This is a genomic window from Vibrio sp. Vb1980 (assembly GCF_033338615.1).
Classification (GTDB): domain Bacteria; phylum Pseudomonadota; class Gammaproteobacteria; order Enterobacterales; family Vibrionaceae; genus Vibrio; species Vibrio alginolyticus.
The window spans coordinates 78,985-96,651 of the sequence record NZ_JAWOSZ010000003.1; the positions used below are offsets into that span (position 1 = coordinate 78,985).

Below are 17,667 nucleotides of genomic sequence, written 5' to 3' on the forward strand. Positions count from 1 at the left end.
GGATCAGTAGCTTAAAGCAAGCCTTCAGAAACCTTCTTTTTTGACCTTTCTAAGTCACTGCAAAATCTCGATTTTTCCTTCAAATTTATTGCGTTATTCATCCTGTAAATTTACGCCAGTCACACTATTATTTTTTCTTGAAAGAAACTAAGTTACATCTTTTTGAAGCCTTGCTTGGCTTAACTGTCTGAATTGTAACGCTATTGGGTGTTTTTGGAGTGAATGTTTGGTGATACACAGGAAACAAGAGCGCTTTTTAACCTATTGAAATCGAATCTCAGTTCAGCAATGCTTCGTCACATAACAATAATTACCAATTTTTCTCTCCCGTTATCCCTGCCAGGAAGGCGGGGATTTTTATTGCCTGTTATTTAGTTCAGATAAACAAAAGCCCCACCAAATGGCAGGGCCGTGTCGAAGAAATTTAACAAATATTGTTAATTATTCTTCATCGCTCGCTGGTATCTCTTGTTCGTCTTCTTCTATCAGGTGTGCTAGTGCTGGTGCAAACCAGGTATCCAGTTTTGCACGTAGCTGATCGACACCTAATCCTTTAAGTGAAGAGAACACATCAACAGAAACGTCACCACCGAAAGTTTCTACTTGCTTACGAACTTTCAGTAGAGTTTGTTTGCGTGCACCACTTTTTAGTTTATCTGCTTTGGTTAGCAAAACTTGCACAGGAATGTGGCTATCGATGGCCCAGAAAATCATTTGTTGGTCGAGATCTTTCATTGGATGACGAATGTCCATTAGAACCACTAAGCCTTTTAGGCACTCGCGTTTCTGTAGGTATTCACCCAAAGATTTCTGCCATTTGTTTTTCATCTCTACCGGTACTTGAGCAAAACCGTATCCAGGTAGATCGACAATGTGACAACCTTCTTCTACTTTGAAAAGGTTGATTAATTGCGTACGACCAGGTGTCTTTGATGTCTTGGCTAAGCTTTTTTGATTAGTTAGACGGTTAAGTGCACTCGATTTACCAGCGTTTGAGCGTCCTGCAAACGCAATTTCGACACCTTCGTCTTCCGGCAGGTGACGAATATCGGGTGCGCTGGTGATGAAATGCGTATTTTGGTAATGAATTTTTACGCTCACTGTTAACTCCATCTCGACTTTGTGTAGTCGATTGATTACTTTTTTGTGAAAATGTGTAAAATAACCGTGCTCGGCATAAGGTCGCCTATTGTACCATGAGTGTACGCGGTATGTTCACATTCCGTGGTACTGGAAGCTTGATAATTATAATGGAATGTCATGAAGAAATTAGCGCTAATTTTGAGTCTTTTAGCCAGTTGCTCAGTATGGGCCCAAGGTAATATTGAGGCTGGTAAAGCAAAATCACAAACCTGTGTCGCCTGTCACGGAGCAGATGGCAACAGTGCAATAACAACGTACCCGAAACTCGCAGGCCAACACGCTAAGTATCTTGAGAAGCAGTTAAAAGAACTTAAGCTAGGCATGACAAGTGGTGGTAAACAAGGTCGTTACGATCCTGTAATGAGTGGTATGGCAATGCCACTGAGCGATGAAGATATCGCAGACCTATCTGCTTACTACGCTTCGCTACCAGTTTCAGAAAACTCAACACCTGAAGATGTAGTAGCAAAAGGCAAAACGCTTTATACCGCTGGTGATGCCGAGCGTGGCCTAACCGCATGTATTGCATGTCATGGTCCTCGTGGCAATGGTACTGAGCTTTCAGGTTTCCCGAAAATTTCTGGTCAGCATGCTGACTACATCAAAGCTCAGCTAGAAAAATTCCGTGATGGCGACCGTGGCAATGATATGAATGCCATGATGCGCGACATCGCGAAGAAAATGACAGACGAAGATATCGAAGTGCTGTCTAAATACGTTGGCGGTCTGCACTAATATACCTAAATCGCTCAAGATCCTGCATCTTGAGCTGGTTGGGTAGATGTCCCTACATCGTTCGAGCAACTTGTACAAAAATGCCCTAGTGAATCCACTAGGGCATTTTTGTTCGTGACAGATATCACAGTCGAGTTTGGATACGAAAGCGATAGTTGGCTCGGCAGTTTGTGAGACATTTGCCATACTTGATGTTGGCTTTTTCTTGTTAGTGTTTTTAAGTTTTTGATTAAATGATAATTTTGATTTTTTAGAAAAATAGGCGGATTTTTTTTCAACCCATTACTTGTGAGCATAACGGGATGGCGTAAAGTAGAAGTCGTTCACAGGGGGGTGAATGTAAGGATTGAAGACCACGGTTTAGGTCTCCAAGGATGTAGCTCGGATGCTTGGTGATTTAGAAAGGGATTTAGATAGGTAGGGAGCCTATCAGATAAGGATGGTCATCTCGTCTGACGGTTAAGACAGTGAAACGGATCAGGCACAGGAAGTTGCTCAGTAGACAGGAAGTAAACGGATAGCCAAAACTCATCAGGAAGATGAAAAACAACTCTTTTTGGCAGGGAAAGCTCTAAAAACAAAGGGATCATTGGTGCACCAAATGTGTGCAACACAGTTTCGCCAATTGATGGCACTTAGAAAGCGACAGTCTGACTGTCGCTTTTTTTATATCCGTTGACTTGCTCAGTCGTAACTTGAATTGAGATTACAGCACTTACTTTAGCTTTATAGGTTGTAAACAAAGTTTTTTAACAAAAATTGCTGAAAAAATACTCAACAACACTCCAATCCGAGTTCACTTTCTGGTATGTTTCGCATCCCTGTTTGAGGAAGTCAGCATGCATACCTGTCCTTTATGCCAAAATCAGCGCACTCACCATTATTTTGAAGATAAGCGTCGTGAATATCTTCAATGTGAGCAGTGCAGCTTGGTATTCGTAAATCCAGACCAACGTTTGGATGCGGAAAGCGAAAAAGCTCACTATGATTTGCATGAGAACAACCCCGATGATTTGGGTTACCGACGCTTTTTGTCGCGTATTGCTGACCCGATCACAGAGCGAATTTCTCCACAATCAAATGGTATCGACTTTGGTTGTGGTCCTGGCCCAACGCTCTCCTTGATGCTGGAAGAGGCGGGGCACAACATGGCGTTGTACGATCTCTACTACCACCCTGATACGTCGGTTTTAGAAAAAACGTACGACTTCATGACAGCAACAGAGGTGATAGAGCACCTCTACCACCCAGATTTGGTGTGGAAGCAATGGTTGAATTTAGTTAAGCCAGGGGGCTGGATAGGCCTGATGACGAAAATGGTCATCGACGTGGAGGCTTTCAAATCATGGCATTATAAGAACGATCTCACTCACGTAGTGTTCTTTAGTCGTGACACGTTCCAGTTCCTAGCAGAGCGGGATAAGCTCGAACTCGAATTTATTGGTAATGATGTAATTTTACTGAGGAAACCCCAGTAATGAGCCGTAGTAAAAAATCTAGAAAACCAGGTGCCGCTGGTGCACCTGAGTTTGTTGTAACTCGTAACCGTACAGAATCTGATGTGGAAGGCCGCTTACGCAAGCGTGCTAAAAAGCGTAAAGGTCTGAAAACGGGTAACCGTAACTCAGAAGTTAACGAGCAGAAAAAGCAAGCTGCTGCACAAAATCGCGACCCGCGCTTAGGCAGCAAAAAGAAAATACCTCTGATTGTTGAACCTGCGAAGAAAATGACGAAGCAAGAGCGTCGTTTGTCGGCAGAGCAAGAACTAGAGATGCTAGAAAATGACGCGCAATTGAACGTGTTGCTAGACCGTATTGAAGCGGGTGAAAACCTGGGCACAGGTCTACAGAAATTCGTCGATGAGAAACTCGATCGCATTGAGAAGCTAATGGACCAACTAGGTTTGTTGGAACCTGAAGAAGAGGAAGACTTCACTGCACCTGCTGAGAAAAGCACGCGCAACGATGATGACTTGCTGGCAGATTTCGACGACATTAATTTCGACGACTATAAAGGATAATTAAGCTATGAATGTAACCTTATTAGCTATTGCTGGTGTTGTGATTATCATCGCACTCGCTTCTTATGCAGGTTACCTTCTGCTTCAATTGAAAAAGCAAAAGGAATTGCAGCTGAAGCATCAAAAATTGGCGATAGACAAACGTAACGCCAACATTTTTGAGAATGTGCATACCTTGTGTCAGGCGGGCATTCAAGGCCAGTGCGATTTATCTGAAATCAGTATCCGTGTGTATAACATCATGGATTATGTACAAGGTGAAGACCGCGTTGATTTCGATAAAACGTACCCTGCGATTTCTGAGCTTTACCACATCGTGAAAGATATGGCGCGTGGCGAAGAACGCCAACAACTTGCCAAGAAAGAGCGTATGCAACAGAACTTGACGCGTCATAAAGCGGAAAGCCGCCTCACTGATGCGATTATTGAGGAGCTCAAAGTGTTGCAGAAAAACGTCCAGCCACTGAATAATCAAATCAATATTCAGATGATTTAAGCGCGACCCCCAATAGTCTCCTTATGGCTAATGGGGGTATCGTGATCACGCTAGCACTTCTTTAGTTTTATACTTAAAAAGCCAGTCGGCGTTGCCACGCTTGTCATCGTCGTATGGCAAAATAGCGGCTCTGAATATCGGGTGACGGCTTTCGTTGCCCTAGCATTTAACGGAAAGTACCACCATGTCGAATCAACACACTGAATCGAAACAGCAAATCGTCTGGGATCAAGCGGTATTGGATAAGTACAACTATTCCGGGCCTCGTTATACGTCGTACCCAACGGCGCTGGAGTTTCATGAAGCGTTCACCATTTCTGATTATGATATGGCATGCACTCAATACCCAGAACGCCCATTATCGCTGTACGTACACATTCCGTTCTGTCACAAGCTTTGTTACTACTGTGGATGTAATAAAGTCATTACACGCCATTCGCACAAAGCGGATGAATACCTCGACGTGCTTGAACACGAAATTCGTCAACGTGCTGCATTACTTGTTGGTCGCACCGTGACGCAATTGCATTTTGGTGGTGGTACACCGACGTTTCTCTCTGAAAAGCAAATCACGCGTGTAATGAGCCTGCTACGCCAAGAGTTTACTTTTAGCAGCGATGCTGAAATCAGTATCGAGGTTGACCCGCGTGAAATCGAGCTGACCATGCTGGATCATCTGCGTAGTGAAGGCTTCAATCGCTTGAGCATCGGTGTTCAGGACTTCAACAAAGAAGTACAAAAGTTGGTGAATCGTGAGCAAGATGAAGAGTTCATCGTTGCGATGGTTGCGCGCGCAAAAGAGTTAGGCTTTCGTTCGACGAACCTAGATTTAATTTACGGTTTACCGAAGCAGACCAAAGAATCTTTTGCCAAGACTCTAGAACAAGTGCTAGAGATGCAGCCGGGCCGTCTATCCGTGTTTAACTACGCGCACATGCCACAGCTATTTGCAGCGCAGCGTAAGATTAAAGACGAAGACCTGCCAAAGGCAGAAGAGAAGATGGCGATTCTGCAAGACACCATCGCGACACTGACTGATGCTGGCTACCAATTTATCGGTATGGACCACTTTGCTTTGCCGGACGATGAACTTGCTGCTGCCCAGCGCGAAGGTATTTTGCATCGCAATTTCCAAGGCTACACCACACAAGGTGAATGTGACTTGGTTGGCTTTGGTGTTTCTGCAATCTCGATGATCGGCGATGCGTACGCGCAAAACCAGAAAGAGCTGAAGAAATACTACGCTCAAGTCAACGAACTTCGTCACGCTCTATGGAAAGGGGTCTCTCTGGACTCCGATGATTTGCTCCGTCGTGAAGTGATTAAGCAGCTGATTTGTAACTTCAAGTTAGACAAGAAAGCCATTGAGTCTGAGTTTAAAGTGAAGTTTGAACAGTACTTTAAAGAAGACTTACAGCTACTTCAGACCTTTATTAACGATGAGCTGGTGGAAGTGGATGATAATGAAATTCGTGTGACGCTGCGAGGTCGTTTGTTGATCCGTAATATTTGTATGAGCTTCGATAAGTACCTGCGAGCGAAGGCGCGTCAGCAACAATTCTCTCGTGTTATTTAATCAGAGATACAGATTCAAGATATAAAAAATGCCAGCAGATGCTGGCATTTTTTATGTTTTCGCTGGATTTAAGCGCGATCTTTTACTTTTTCTCTCAGTTCCGCTTTTTCTGCTTCTGAAAGGAACGCAATCTCAAGGCCATTGATTTGCGCTTGGCGAATCTGGTCTTGGCTCAGACCAGCGGCTGGTGCTGCTACTTCGTATTCGTATGGCAGTTCGATGCCTTCAACCGCTGGATCGTCAGTGTTCAGACACGCAAGAACGCCATGCTCTAGGAACTGCTTGAGAGGGTGGTTTTCTAGCGTTTCTACTGTACTTGTTTGGTAGTTTGACGTCAGGCAAGATTCAATACCAATGCGGTTTTCTGCTAGGTAATCCATCAGTTTTGGATCGTGAATCGCTTTTACGCCGTGACCGATACGAGTTGCGCCCAGCTCATTGATTGCTTGCCACATGCTCTCTGCACCTGCTGCTTCACCAGCATGGACCGTTACCCCAAGGCCAGCATCGCGTACTTGCTTGAAGTGAGACACAAAGCGATCACCCGGTTGGCCTAGCTCGTCACCCGCAAGGTCGACGGCAACGATGTGATCTTTCTGGCTCAGAATGCCGTCCAGTTCTTGTTGACATGCGTCAGTACCAAATGTACGACTCATGATACCGATCAGGTTGGCTTTCACGCCAAAATCGCGCATACCCGCTTGCACACCGTCCACGACGGCTTCAACAACCCCCGCTACTGGTAGTTTGTGTTTCATCGCCATGTAGTAAGGAGAGAAACGCAGCTCTGCGTAATCGATTTGTGCGTTTAGCGCGTCTTCTACGTTTTCGTACGCGACACGACGACACGCATCTAGATCGCCCAGTACAGCAACACCCCAGTCGAGCTTAGAAAGGAAAGCAACAAGAGAGGGTTCCGCTTCGACAATTTGAACGTGAGGAGTGAGAGACTCAATATCGTACGCTGGTAGGGCAATGCCAAACTTTTGGCCTAGCTCAAGAATCGTTTTAGTACGAATGTTACCGTCGAGGTGACGGTGCAAATCAGTAAGAGGAAGGTTCTTCGTTATCATTTTGTCGATCCGGATAGTTATGAACTGGAACAGGGCCCAAACATCATCTGTGACAATACATGGGTAAGATTTGCAGTTAAGTATAAATAACAGTTGGGTAGATTGTCAGTAGAGGATGAATAGGGAATCAACGATTCTCGCTCTTTTCTACTTCATGTTCACCAAATGTGTTGGCCATTCTTCTAGCGGCATAGGGCGGCTGTAGTAGAAGCCTTGCACCTGATTACAGCCTAAAGAGCGCAGTAATTGTGCTTGATTGCTATCCTCGACACCTTCCGCGACGACATTAGTTTTGAGACCTGCTGTGATATTGATGACGGCAGCGACGACTGAACTGTTTAAGTTTTCTTGTGTGAGTTGATTGATGAAGGTGCGATCAATCTTCAAGCAGGTAAACGGCAGAGAGTGGAGGTAACCCAGTGATGAGTAGCCGGTGCCAAAGTCATCTATCGCGATACCAATACCCATTTCACGCAGTTTAGTCATATTTTCTAGTGTGGTCGGTGCGCTATCAATGATACGTGATTCTGTGATCTCTAGTGTGAGGTTACTTGCTGGTAATTTCGTGATATCCAATACGCTTGTCACCGTATCAACAAAACTTGGGCAAGATAGTTGATTAACGGAGATATTCACATGTAGTTGGAAGTCCGACGGCCACTGTTTGCTTTCGATCGCTTGGTAAGTGTCGCGACAAGCTTGTAACAGAATCTGTTGGCCGATGGCTTTGATCATGCCGCTTTCTTCCGCGATTGGGATAAAATCTAATGGTGACACCATACCTGAGTCGCTATGCCAACGCGCAAGTGCTTCGGCGCCACACACTGTGCCACTGACGAGATCCACAATCGGTTGGTAATGAGGAATAAACTCTCGGTTTTCAATGCCAGTTTGGATCTTGGTCAGCATTTGTGTACGAAACTTTGAAGCGCTCGCTAGTTCTGGGCTGTAGTGACAAACACCAGTCAGTGAGTCTTGTTTGGCGTAACTTAATGCGATGCTGGCGTTGCGTAACCATAAAGGCATGGTTTCGTTTGGCTGGGTTTGTACAATACCAAGTGAAATCTTCATCACTACATTCTCGCCTTCCACCATAAATGGGGTGGAAAAGAGTTGCTGTAATCGACGCTCGGTTTGTTTAATTTTGGTTTCCGTGTCGACATTTGAGAGAAACACCGCGAATTCGTCACCACCAATCCGAGCCAATAATGCGTTGTCACGAAACTGCTGTTTTAACCTTTTAGCGATGCTGACCAACAACTGGTCGCCGTTGTGATGACCCACACTGTCGTTGATATCTCTAAATTTGTTGATACCAAGTAAAAATAAACTGCCGTGACAAAGATCAGACTGATTTTCACAGATTTCGACCAAACCCTGACGGCTATATAAGCGTGTCAGAGAGTCATAAACCAACTGTTCACGCAATGCTTTGAATGAAGCTCTTAGATTGTTCGCCATTTCATTAAAAGCATGGACCAGTACGGTTGTCTCATACACATAACCAGGCTTTGGCATGCCGCTATCCCAATCCCCATTTGCCAGGTGCTGAGCGGCGGCGGCCGTCGCGTTAATTGGTCTGGTAACTCGGTTGAAAATGATCCAACTGATGGCGATACCAAATAGGCTTACAATAATGCCAACGAGCCAGCTCTCTTGCTGGCTTTTTGGTAACAGGCCGAGAAGCTCAGACTCCGAAATGGAGGTGCCGATAAACCATGTTAAGCCGTCTTGGTCTCGATACGGGGTTAGCCGACTGAAAATACGTTGGCCATCATGTTCAAATGAAAAAGTATAAGGTTGCTTGGTGTTGTTGAGATCGAAAGACCGGACGCGGCTCGCACTGATTTTGATGATCGGGTCTGCGTTTTCAGCGGCAAGCAAACGCTGCCCTTTATCCGAAAATTTTGTGCCCCATGAGATGACGCTTCCCGGGCCTGAGTGAGCGATTAAACGATGATCTGGGTCCATGATGTAGACCGACGCTTTAGTGTTGTATTTTAACTCGCGCAGGAATTCGTTGAATGTATTGATACGAATGTCTGTCACCAAAACACCAGCAAATTGGTCGTGTTTGTACACCGGCGTCATGGCTGATAGCGTAATATCCTGGCGTTCATCAGCATTGGTATAAATTTCAGACCAAGTGGCGTTTTGGCTCTCTGCAACGGGCTTATACCATGGGCGAGTGCGAGGATCGTATTGGGAGATAACCGTTCGAATGTTGTTACTCACATGGTTGGTTCCATAAATAACCAGATCACCATCGGTGTGGCGATCTTGCACCATTAAGGTGTAATCGTCGGAAAGTTCGCGGCGAAAGCCTGCAAAGTCGCCGTTTTCTGAACCAAATGCGATTACATCCAACTGCGGTATCGATTGGTAAAGATTTTTGAATGCACTTAGCAGGTAGTTTTGAATGTCTGAGGTATCGTGAGGGCGATAAAGGTTGTGATAGCTGACGTTGTGCGCGAGAGCCATAACCGCAGTAAAAGGCTTACGTAGATAGCTATTGAGGTGGTCGTGGACACTTTCGGTTAACACGGAAAGTTGCTTGTCACTGATATCCGTGACCACTTCTTCGTAACTTTGTTTTTGGACGTAGACAATGACACCGATCGCCAGTAAGAAGATCATGACAAATGGAATCAGAACAGCAGTACGCAGTGTAATTTGAGTCGTAGCAGTAGACATCGCCTAATCACATAGATGGTGGTGCGCCACAATTGTACTGATGTTTTTATTAATATCGAGTGACAAACGACGCTCGTTGTTAACGCACCACGTAAGTGATTGTCAGTACAATTCTTTTAATTTTCTGGTGAGTGTATTTCGCCCCCAGCCTAATACTTTAGCGGCATCTTGCTTATGACCTTTAGTGTGCTCTAAGGCTGCTTCTAATAAAATGCGTTCAAATTCTGGTAAAGCGTAAGAAAGTAGTTCTTTATCTCCTGCTGCGAGTGAATGCCGTGCCCAATCCGCCAATTGTTCTTGCCAACTACCATGTGCAGAGTCTGAAATGGATTTTTTCTCTTCTAGTAGTTCGCTTGGCAAGTCATTTGGTAACACCTCGCTACCACTGGCCATAACGGTTAACCAACGGCAAATATTCTCTAATTGACGCACGTTGCCAGGCCAATCAAGGCGGTTAAGAATCTCTACAGTCGACGGGTGGAGAGTTTTTGTTTCCACACCAAGCTCATCAGCCGCACGGATAAGAAAATGCTGTGTAAGCTTTTCAATGTCTTGCTTACGCTCACGCAGTGCCGGGATCTGAACGCGAATCACGTTTAAGCGATGAAATAGGTCCTCACGAAAGTCACCTTCGTGCACCAGCTTTTCTAAGTTCTGGTGTGTTGCCGCGACAATTCGTACATCGACACTGATCGGAGAGTGACCGCCCACTCGATAAAACTGCCCGTCAGCTAGAACGCGTAGTAAACGAGTTTGAATGTCCAATGGCATGTCGCCGATTTCGTCTAAAAATAGAGTGCCGCCATTGGCTTGTTCGAATCGTCCTTGACGAATATTGTTTGCCCCCGTAAACGCGCCTTTTTCGTGGCCAAACAGTTCTGATTCAATCAAGTCTTTGGGAATCGCCGCCATATTGAGCGCAATGAAAGGTTTGTTAGCACGTGGACTGTGACGGTGCAGTGCATGAGCAACGAGTTCTTTACCCGTGCCCGATTCACCGTTAATCAAGACTGAAATAGAGGAGCGAGAAAGACGACCAATGGCGCGAAACACCTCTTGCATCGCTGGTGCTTCACCGATAATTTCAGGCGTTTCTGCTGGAATGTCTTCTGGAGAGAGCTGCTCGCGTTTGTTTTCGTGGCTGTGTGCAATGGCTCGTTCAACCAGAGTTAAAGTTTCATCAATATCAAAAGGTTTTGGTAAATATTCAAAAGCACCTTTTTGGTACGCATTCACTGCCGCATCTAAATCTGAATGCGCGGTCATGATAATCACGGGAAGGTCTGGGTAATCGCGCTGTACTTGCTTTAGTAGCTCCAACCCATCAATACCTGGCATGCGAATGTCTGATACTAGAACATCCGGCACTTCGCGTTCGAGCGCCATTAACACGCTTTCTCCATCGGCATAGGTTTCACATTTGATGTTGGCAGAGGAGAGCGTTTTCTCCATTACCCAGCGAATTGAACTGTCGTCATCAACGACCCAAACATATCCTTTACTCATGTAGTAATCCTTGCAGCAAACCGAAAAACTGACGCGACTTGAAGTCCATTAGCGCACTCAGATCGGCAGATAAATAGTAAATGTTGTGTGACCAGGCCAGCTTTCTACGTCTATTTTTCCATTGTGCTGGTCGATCAAATTTTGCGAAATAGATAGCCCTAATCCAGTTCCTCCCTCGCGGCCACTGACCATGGGATAGAACAGCGTGTCTTGTAGTTCCGGTGGAATACCTGGGCCGTTGTCTGTGATTTCGACACGAGCAGCGAGTTTACAGCGTTTGCCGTGAATATTGGCTTGATGCACCGTTCTGGTGCGAATGGTTATTTTCCCGTGTTCTTGATGGCTAAGAATTTGTGCGGCGTTGCTGACGATATTAAGCATTGCCTGCTCGATTTGGTCTGTATCCATCAAAATCTCTGGCAAGCTTGGGTCATAATCTCGTTCAATGATGATTGAGCGTTGTGACTCTAATTCAACCAGTTGGCGAACCTTTTCAAGAATTTGGTGCAGATTCTCTTGTGTCTTCTTACCTGGCTTTTGCGGTCCTAGTAATCGATCCACGAGCGCCCTTAAACGGTCTGCTTGCTCAATGATGATGTGTGTATATTCGGTGAGAGAGGGCTCTGGCAGCATTTTTTCTAGCAATTGCGCCGCACCGCGTAAGCCGCCAAGCGGATTTTTAATCTCATGTGCAAGCCCTCGGACTAACAGCTTCGCTGCTTGTTGTTGGGCGTGTTGGTTCAGTTCTTGAGAGAGTCGGCGCTGCTGATCAATTTTGCGCATCTCGACCAGAAGCATCAACTGCTTTTGCCAAGTGATAGGGCTAACCGTCACCTCTAGCATTAAAGGGCGGCCATCAACAACGAAAGTGACGTCACTGTCGGTGATGCTTTGGCCACTTTGCAACGGTTGAGTGAGCAGCGCGAGATCCAGCGACGCATGCTGAATCAATTGAGAAAGTGATTGTTCAATAATTCGTTTGGCGCTTTGAGAAAACAGCAATTCGGCAGCCGGATTGGCATAACGGATGGCCAATCCATCATCAAGAATCAGCGTTGCTGTCACCATATTGTTGAGAATGGCACTAGGAAGACTGGTATCCACATTACGTCCTTGTTTTGCTTTAAGATTGTGCGATGCACAATAATGGTGCAATTGAACGTTAAGTATGGCGAATAAATCTTAGAAGAAAAAGTGAAAAGCATCGCTGTGATGTGATTTTTTTCACCAGATATTCTATTTTGCCCCTTTTACGGTCGGCTTAACACTTGCTCTATGTAAATGCACCGTTATAGGGCTAGTAGATGCAATAAGCTTGCCGCTTCTTTTCGCGTGCACAGCAAGTGTGTGAGTGCCTCGGTCAATATTGTTTAACTGCCACACTATATGGTTTTGTGGTGCACCATAAGGTTTTCCATCGAGTAACAATTGCAATTGCTCACCGATACCAAGCTTGCGATTGGTTTCTAATTGAATATTGATGATGCCTCGATTGCTGCGGATGGTCTCGTTGTGCTTGGGAGTCAGCATCGAGAGTTGTAATGGGAGAGGCTGATCGGTTGTTTTCTCTGGCTTGTTTTGTGATGCAGTAGATGGCGTAGTCTGAGGTGCGAGCGATTCAGTACTTTCTACCTCAGGAGCTGGTGCGCTGGCTTCAAGGTTTGGCAGTGCGATCGCTTTTGCTCCTTTGTTTGGCGTATCACTAAAGTGAACCACGCCATTTTCATCTACCCACGTATACGCGACCTGCGCGAAGGCGATAGAGGCGATTAACAATCCGCTGAGTGCACACAGTGATGGAATAAGCTGAACTTTCATTGCTCACCTTCTCTTGTTCGATGATTTCACGTTTCAATGGCTTAGCTCTTTGACCTGTAAGGAAAAATTCTAAGCGTATTTTTATTATCCCCTCATGTTAAACGTCGAAGCTTGAGTGGCGAATACAAAAAAGGCCCGCCTGCGAGGCGAGCCTAATATTTTATTGCTGTGTTTACATTTTACACAGTGTCGACCTTACACAGAGTAGTAAAGTTCGAACTCAACAGGGTGAGTTGTCATGTTCACACGCTCTACGTCCTGAGACTTAAGGTCGATGTATGAATCGATGAAGTCGTCAGAGAATACGCCGCCCGCTGTTAAGAACTCACGATCAGCATCTAGCTCTGCTAGCGCGTCTTTTAGTGAGTATGCAACAGTTGGGATTTCTGCTGCTTCTTCAGCTGGAAGATCGTAAAGGTCTTTATCCATCGCTTCGCCTGGGTGGATCTTATTCTTGATACCGTCAAGACCAGCCATAAGCATTGCTGCGAAACATAGGTATGGGTTCGCCGCTGGGTCACCGAAACGAACTTCGATACGACGTGCTTTCGGGCTTGGTACCACTGGGATACGGATTGAAGCAGAGCGGTTACGCGCTGAGTAAGCTAGCATTACTGGTGCTTCGAAGCCTGGTACAAGGCGTTTGTACGAGTTTGTTGATGGGTTAGCGAATGCGTTGATTGCACGAGCGTGTTTGATGATACCACCGATGTAGTAAAGCGCCATTTCAGATAGACCGCCGTACTTGTCACCAGCAAATAGGTTTACGCCATCTTTTGCTAGAGACTGGTGAACGTGCATACCGCTGCCGTTGTCGCCAACAAGTGGTTTAGGCATAAACGTCGCTGTTTTACCAAACGCGTGAGCAACGTTGTGTACAACGTACTTGTAGATTTGGATTTCGTCAGCTTTGGTTGTTAGCGTGTTGAAACGAGTTGCGATTTCGTTTTGACCCGCCGTTGCCACTTCGTGGTGGTGCGCTTCAACAACAAGACCCATTTCTTCCATTACTAGACACATAGCAGAACGGATGTCTTGAGATGAATCTACTGGAGCTACTGGGAAGTAACCACCTTTAACGCCTGGACGGTGACCTTTGTTACCTTCTTCGTAGTCAGAACCTGTGTTCCATGCCGCTTCTACGTCGTCGATTTTGAAGAAAGAGCCTGACATGTCTGTCGAGAACTTCACGTCATCAAATAGGAAGAATTCTGGCTCAGGACCGATAAGTACAGTATCTGCAACACCTGTAGAACGCATGAAGTCTTCAGCGCGTTTTGCGATAGAGCGTGGGTCACGGTCGTAGCCTTGCATTGTTGCAGGCTCTAAGATGTCACAACGGATATTTAGTGTTGCGTCTTCCGTGAATGGGTCAAGCACAGCAGAAGATGCGTCAGGCATCATTACCATGTCTGATTCGTTGATACCTTTCCAGCCAGCAACTGATGAACCATCGAACATTTTACCTTCTTCGAAGAAGTCTGCGTCGATTTGGTGAGCAGGGATCGAAATGTGCTGCTCTTTACCTTTTGTATCAGTGAAGCGTAGGTCAACAAACTTAACTTCGTTTTCTTGGATCAGCGATAGAACGTTTTCTACTGACATCTTGGATAACCTCCAGTGTTAATAAGCGGTAAAAGCTCGATTTATGAATTATTCATGAAACCTGGCATTGATTAATCAATTTGACTTTTCATTAATCGATGCTGTTTTAACTAAAGCCAAAACCGTGCCAAAAAAAATATTCCATTAATTTCAAGCAATTGTGTTTTTGAATGCTAGTTTGGTGCACTTGCTTGCACCAAAATGATCTTTGCTTGCACTATTATGGTGCCAAAAATCATTGTTGCACCATAATGTGACAGGTACATTGCGTATTCAGCCCAGTTTTTGAGCAAGAGTCAATTTGAATTATGCATCGATTAGAATAAAGTTGCGTTTAATCAATTCGTTCTGAGGAAGAAAATGGGCATTAAGCGTAAAAATCGCAGAAATGCTCGGGAGTAGATCACATATTTCTAGGCTTTTTGCTAAAATCTGGTACATTATGGCCGTTTTTTTAATCAGCAAATGTCGCCAGAGAGCACCCGTTCTCAGCGTGGGGGCATTTCATCTATCTAAGTGAATCAATATCCATGGCTACTCCACAGATTGATAAATTAAGAAATATCGCGATCATCGCGCACGTTGACCACGGTAAAACCACGTTGGTTGACAAGCTGCTACAACAATCAGGCACGCTTGAGTCTCGCGGTGAAGCTGAAGAGCGAGTCATGGACTCGAACGACATCGAGAAAGAGCGCGGTATTACCATTCTTGCTAAAAACACAGCAATCGACTGGAACGATTACCGTATCAACATCGTAGATACTCCGGGACACGCGGACTTCGGTGGTGAAGTTGAGCGTATCATGTCGATGGTAGACTCTGTACTACTTATCGTTGACGCAGTTGATGGTCCAATGCCTCAAACGCGTTTCGTAACACAAAAAGCATTTGCTCACGGTTTAAAACCAATCGTTGTAATCAACAAGATTGACCGCCCTGGTGCACGTCCTGATTGGGTTATGGACCAAGTGTTCGATCTATTTGACAACCTAGGTGCAACTGATGACCAGCTAGACTTTAAAGTAGTTTACGCATCTGCACTTAACGGTTGGGCTTCTCTAGAAGAAGGCGAAACTGGCGAGAACATGGAACCACTATTCCAAACTATCGTTGATGTTGTTGACGCGCCAAATGTTGACCTTGATGGTCCACTACAGATGCAAGTTTCTCAGCTAGACTACAGCTCTTACGTTGGTGTTATCGGCGTGGCTCGCGTAACTCGTGGTAGCGTTAAACCAAACCAGCAGGTAACCATTATTGGTGCTGACGGTAAAACTCGCAACGGTAAAGTGGGTACAGTAATGGGCTACCTTGGCCTAGAGCGTCACGAAGTGGAACAAGCTAACGCGGGTGATATCATCGCAATCACTGGTCTTGGCGAGCTGAAAATTTCTGACACTATCTGTGCACAAAACGCAGTAGAAGCATTACCACCATTGTCTGTTGATGAACCAACAGTAACGATGACATTCCAAGTAAACACGTCTCCATTCGCGGGTAAAGAAGGTAAGTTCGTAACGTCACGTAACATCCTTGAGCGTCTTGAGAAGGAATTGGTACACAACGTTGCACTACGCGTTGAGCAAACAGACGATCCAGATAAATTCCGCGTATCAGGTCGTGGTGAACTTCACCTTTCTATCCTGATCGAAAACATGCGTCGTGAAGGCTTTGAGCTAGCAGTATCTCGTCCAGAAGTAATCATCAAAGAAGAAGATGGTCAGTTGATGGAACCGTTCGAAACGGTAACTATCGACGTAATGGAAGAGCACCAAGGCGGCATCATGGAGAACATCGGCCTACGTAAAGGTGAGCTGAAAGACATGTCTCCAGACGGTAAAGGTCGTGTGCGTATGGACTTCGTTATGCCATCACGTGGTCTGATCGGTTTCCAAACGGAATTCATGACACTGACTTCAGGTTCAGGTCTTCTTTACCATACGTTTGATCACTACGGCCCTCACAAAGGCGGTAACATCGGTCAACGTGTAAACGGTGTACTAATCGCGAACGCGATGGGTAAAGCGCTAACTAACGCACTGTTCAACCTTCAAGAGCGTGGTCGTCTATTTATCGGTCACGGTGTTGAAGTTTACGAAGGTATGGTTATCGGTATTCACAGCCGTGACAACGACCTAACGGTAAACGCACTGAAAGGTAAGCAGCTAACCAACGTTCGTGCATCTGGTACAGATGACGCACAGGTTCTTACTCCGCCAATCAAGATGACTCTTGAGCAAGCACTAGAATTCATCGATGACGACGAGCTAGTAGAAGTAACGCCTGAAAGCATCCGTATCCGTAAGAAGTTCCTAACGGAAAGCGACCGTAAGCGTGCTTCTCGTGGCGCGAAATAATTTTCGTTAAGCGATTCAATTAAGAAGAAGCCTCGAGTTATGCTCGGGGCTTTTTGTTTTCTGGAGTTGAATATGAACCCGATTATTATCACCGGTGGGCCTGGTGCGGGAAAAACAACACTGCTGAATGCGCTAGACGCGTGTGGTTACGCCACGTTTCCTGAAGGGTCCCGCGACTTGATTGAGCAGCAAAGCCAGTTAGAAAATGGTATTTTGCCGTGGACGAATTTACCTGAGTTTGCCAAGTTATGCCTTGGGTTGATGGACAAACAAAAGAGTGATGCGCGTTGTCATGATGTTGCGTTTGTTGATCGCGCCATCCCCGACATCATTGCATACCTACAAGTGGGCGGCTGTAAGGTTGACCAAGCTTTCTTAACCGAAAGCGCTGGGTACCATAGTCAGGTGTTTACTTGTCGACCTGAAGCATCCATTTACGTACAAGATGAAGTGCGTCCGCACAGCTTTGAAGAAGCATTGGAGATTCATCAGTCGTTAGTGAGTGTCTATACTGAGTTGGGTTATGAAGTGGTAGAAGTACCATGGGGAACTGTGCCAGAGAGAGTAGGCTTTGTTCGAAGAGTCATCGGTTTACTCGGTAAGGTCGGACTAAAACCTCCTCACTAGGAGGAGGTCTGAAT

General features: G+C 45.5%; 14 protein-coding genes. 7 read left to right on the plus strand and 7 right to left on the minus strand.

Annotated features, from left to right (window positions below; translation table 11 throughout):
- Positions 1-441 precede the first annotated feature (441 nt).
- On the minus strand, positions 442-1,101 hold the full coding sequence (gene yihA, locus R7F64_RS06755) for a ribosome biogenesis GTP-binding protein YihA/YsxC (RefSeq protein ID WP_017635019.1): 660 nt from the start codon (positions 1,099-1,101) through the stop codon (positions 442-444).
- Between the two features lie 159 nt (positions 1,102-1,260).
- Here yihA and R7F64_RS06760 point away from each other — a divergent pair, with 159 nt between their 5' ends.
- The 5 genes from R7F64_RS06760 (at position 1,261) to hemN (ending at position 5,970) form a co-directional block, all read left to right on the plus strand.
- Positions 1,261-1,878 carry a c-type cytochrome gene (locus tag R7F64_RS06760; protein WP_005379248.1) on the plus strand — a complete coding sequence of 206 codons (618 nt, stop codon included), beginning with the start codon at positions 1,261-1,263 and terminating at the stop codon, positions 1,876-1,878.
- A gap of 839 nt (positions 1,879-2,717) precedes the next feature.
- The gene (locus R7F64_RS06765; protein WP_005379250.1) at positions 2,718-3,356 is read left to right on the plus strand and encodes a class I SAM-dependent methyltransferase; all 639 of its coding nucleotides are present in this window, start codon (positions 2,718-2,720) and stop codon (positions 3,354-3,356) included.
- Entirely contained in the window at positions 3,356-3,898 is a 543-nt protein-coding gene (gene yihI / locus R7F64_RS06770; RefSeq protein WP_005379252.1) for a Der GTPase-activating protein YihI, read from the plus strand. The genes R7F64_RS06765 and yihI overlap by 1 nt, the downstream gene beginning before the upstream one ends.
- A gap of 7 nt (positions 3,899-3,905) precedes the next feature.
- Positions 3,906-4,394, plus strand: coding sequence for a DUF2489 domain-containing protein (locus R7F64_RS06775; RefSeq protein WP_005379254.1), 489 nt, complete (start codon positions 3,906-3,908; stop codon positions 4,392-4,394).
- Between the two features lie 184 nt (positions 4,395-4,578).
- The gene (gene hemN, locus R7F64_RS06780) at positions 4,579-5,970 is read left to right on the plus strand and encodes an oxygen-independent coproporphyrinogen III oxidase (protein ID WP_258482113.1); all 1,392 of its coding nucleotides are present in this window, start codon (positions 4,579-4,581) and stop codon (positions 5,968-5,970) included.
- Positions 5,971-6,038: 68 nt separating this feature from the next.
- Here the strand turns inward: hemN and add are convergent, their stop codons facing one another.
- The 6 genes from add to glnA form a co-directional block, all read right to left on the minus strand.
- The gene (gene add / locus R7F64_RS06785) at positions 6,039-7,043 is read right to left on the minus strand and encodes an adenosine deaminase (protein WP_005379257.1); all 1,005 of its coding nucleotides are present in this window, start codon (positions 7,041-7,043) and stop codon (positions 6,039-6,041) included.
- A gap of 147 nt (positions 7,044-7,190) precedes the next feature.
- Positions 7,191-9,737 carry an EAL domain-containing protein gene (locus R7F64_RS06790; protein ID WP_053349757.1) on the minus strand — a complete coding sequence of 849 codons (2,547 nt, stop codon included), beginning with the start codon at positions 9,735-9,737 and terminating at the stop codon, positions 7,191-7,193.
- 102 nt (positions 9,738-9,839) lie between these two features.
- Entirely contained in the window at positions 9,840-11,243 is a 1,404-nt protein-coding gene (glnG, locus tag R7F64_RS06795) for a nitrogen regulation protein NR(I) (RefSeq protein ID WP_047103729.1), read from the minus strand.
- Positions 11,244-11,300: 57 nt separating this feature from the next.
- The gene (gene glnL, locus R7F64_RS06800; protein ID WP_017821940.1) at positions 11,301-12,347 is read right to left on the minus strand and encodes a nitrogen regulation protein NR(II); all 1,047 of its coding nucleotides are present in this window, start codon (positions 12,345-12,347) and stop codon (positions 11,301-11,303) included.
- Between the two features lie 132 nt (positions 12,348-12,479).
- Complete coding sequence (locus R7F64_RS06805) at positions 12,480-13,061, minus strand: DUF4124 domain-containing protein (protein ID WP_042522597.1); 582 nt, start codon at positions 13,059-13,061, stop codon at positions 12,480-12,482.
- 195 nt (positions 13,062-13,256) lie between these two features.
- Entirely contained in the window at positions 13,257-14,666 is a 1,410-nt protein-coding gene (gene glnA, locus R7F64_RS06810) for a glutamate--ammonia ligase (RefSeq protein ID WP_005379275.1), read from the minus strand.
- A 530-nt stretch (positions 14,667-15,196) separates the two neighbouring features.
- Here glnA and typA point away from each other — a divergent pair.
- On the plus strand, positions 15,197-17,026 hold the full coding sequence (gene typA, locus R7F64_RS06815; RefSeq protein WP_005379276.1) for a translational GTPase TypA: 1,830 nt from the start codon (positions 15,197-15,199) through the stop codon (positions 17,024-17,026).
- Positions 17,027-17,098: 72 nt separating this feature from the next.
- Positions 17,099-17,653, plus strand: a complete 555-nt coding sequence (locus R7F64_RS06820; RefSeq protein ID WP_149192286.1) for an AAA family ATPase — start codon at positions 17,099-17,101, stop codon at positions 17,651-17,653.
- Positions 17,654-17,667 lie beyond the last annotated feature (14 nt).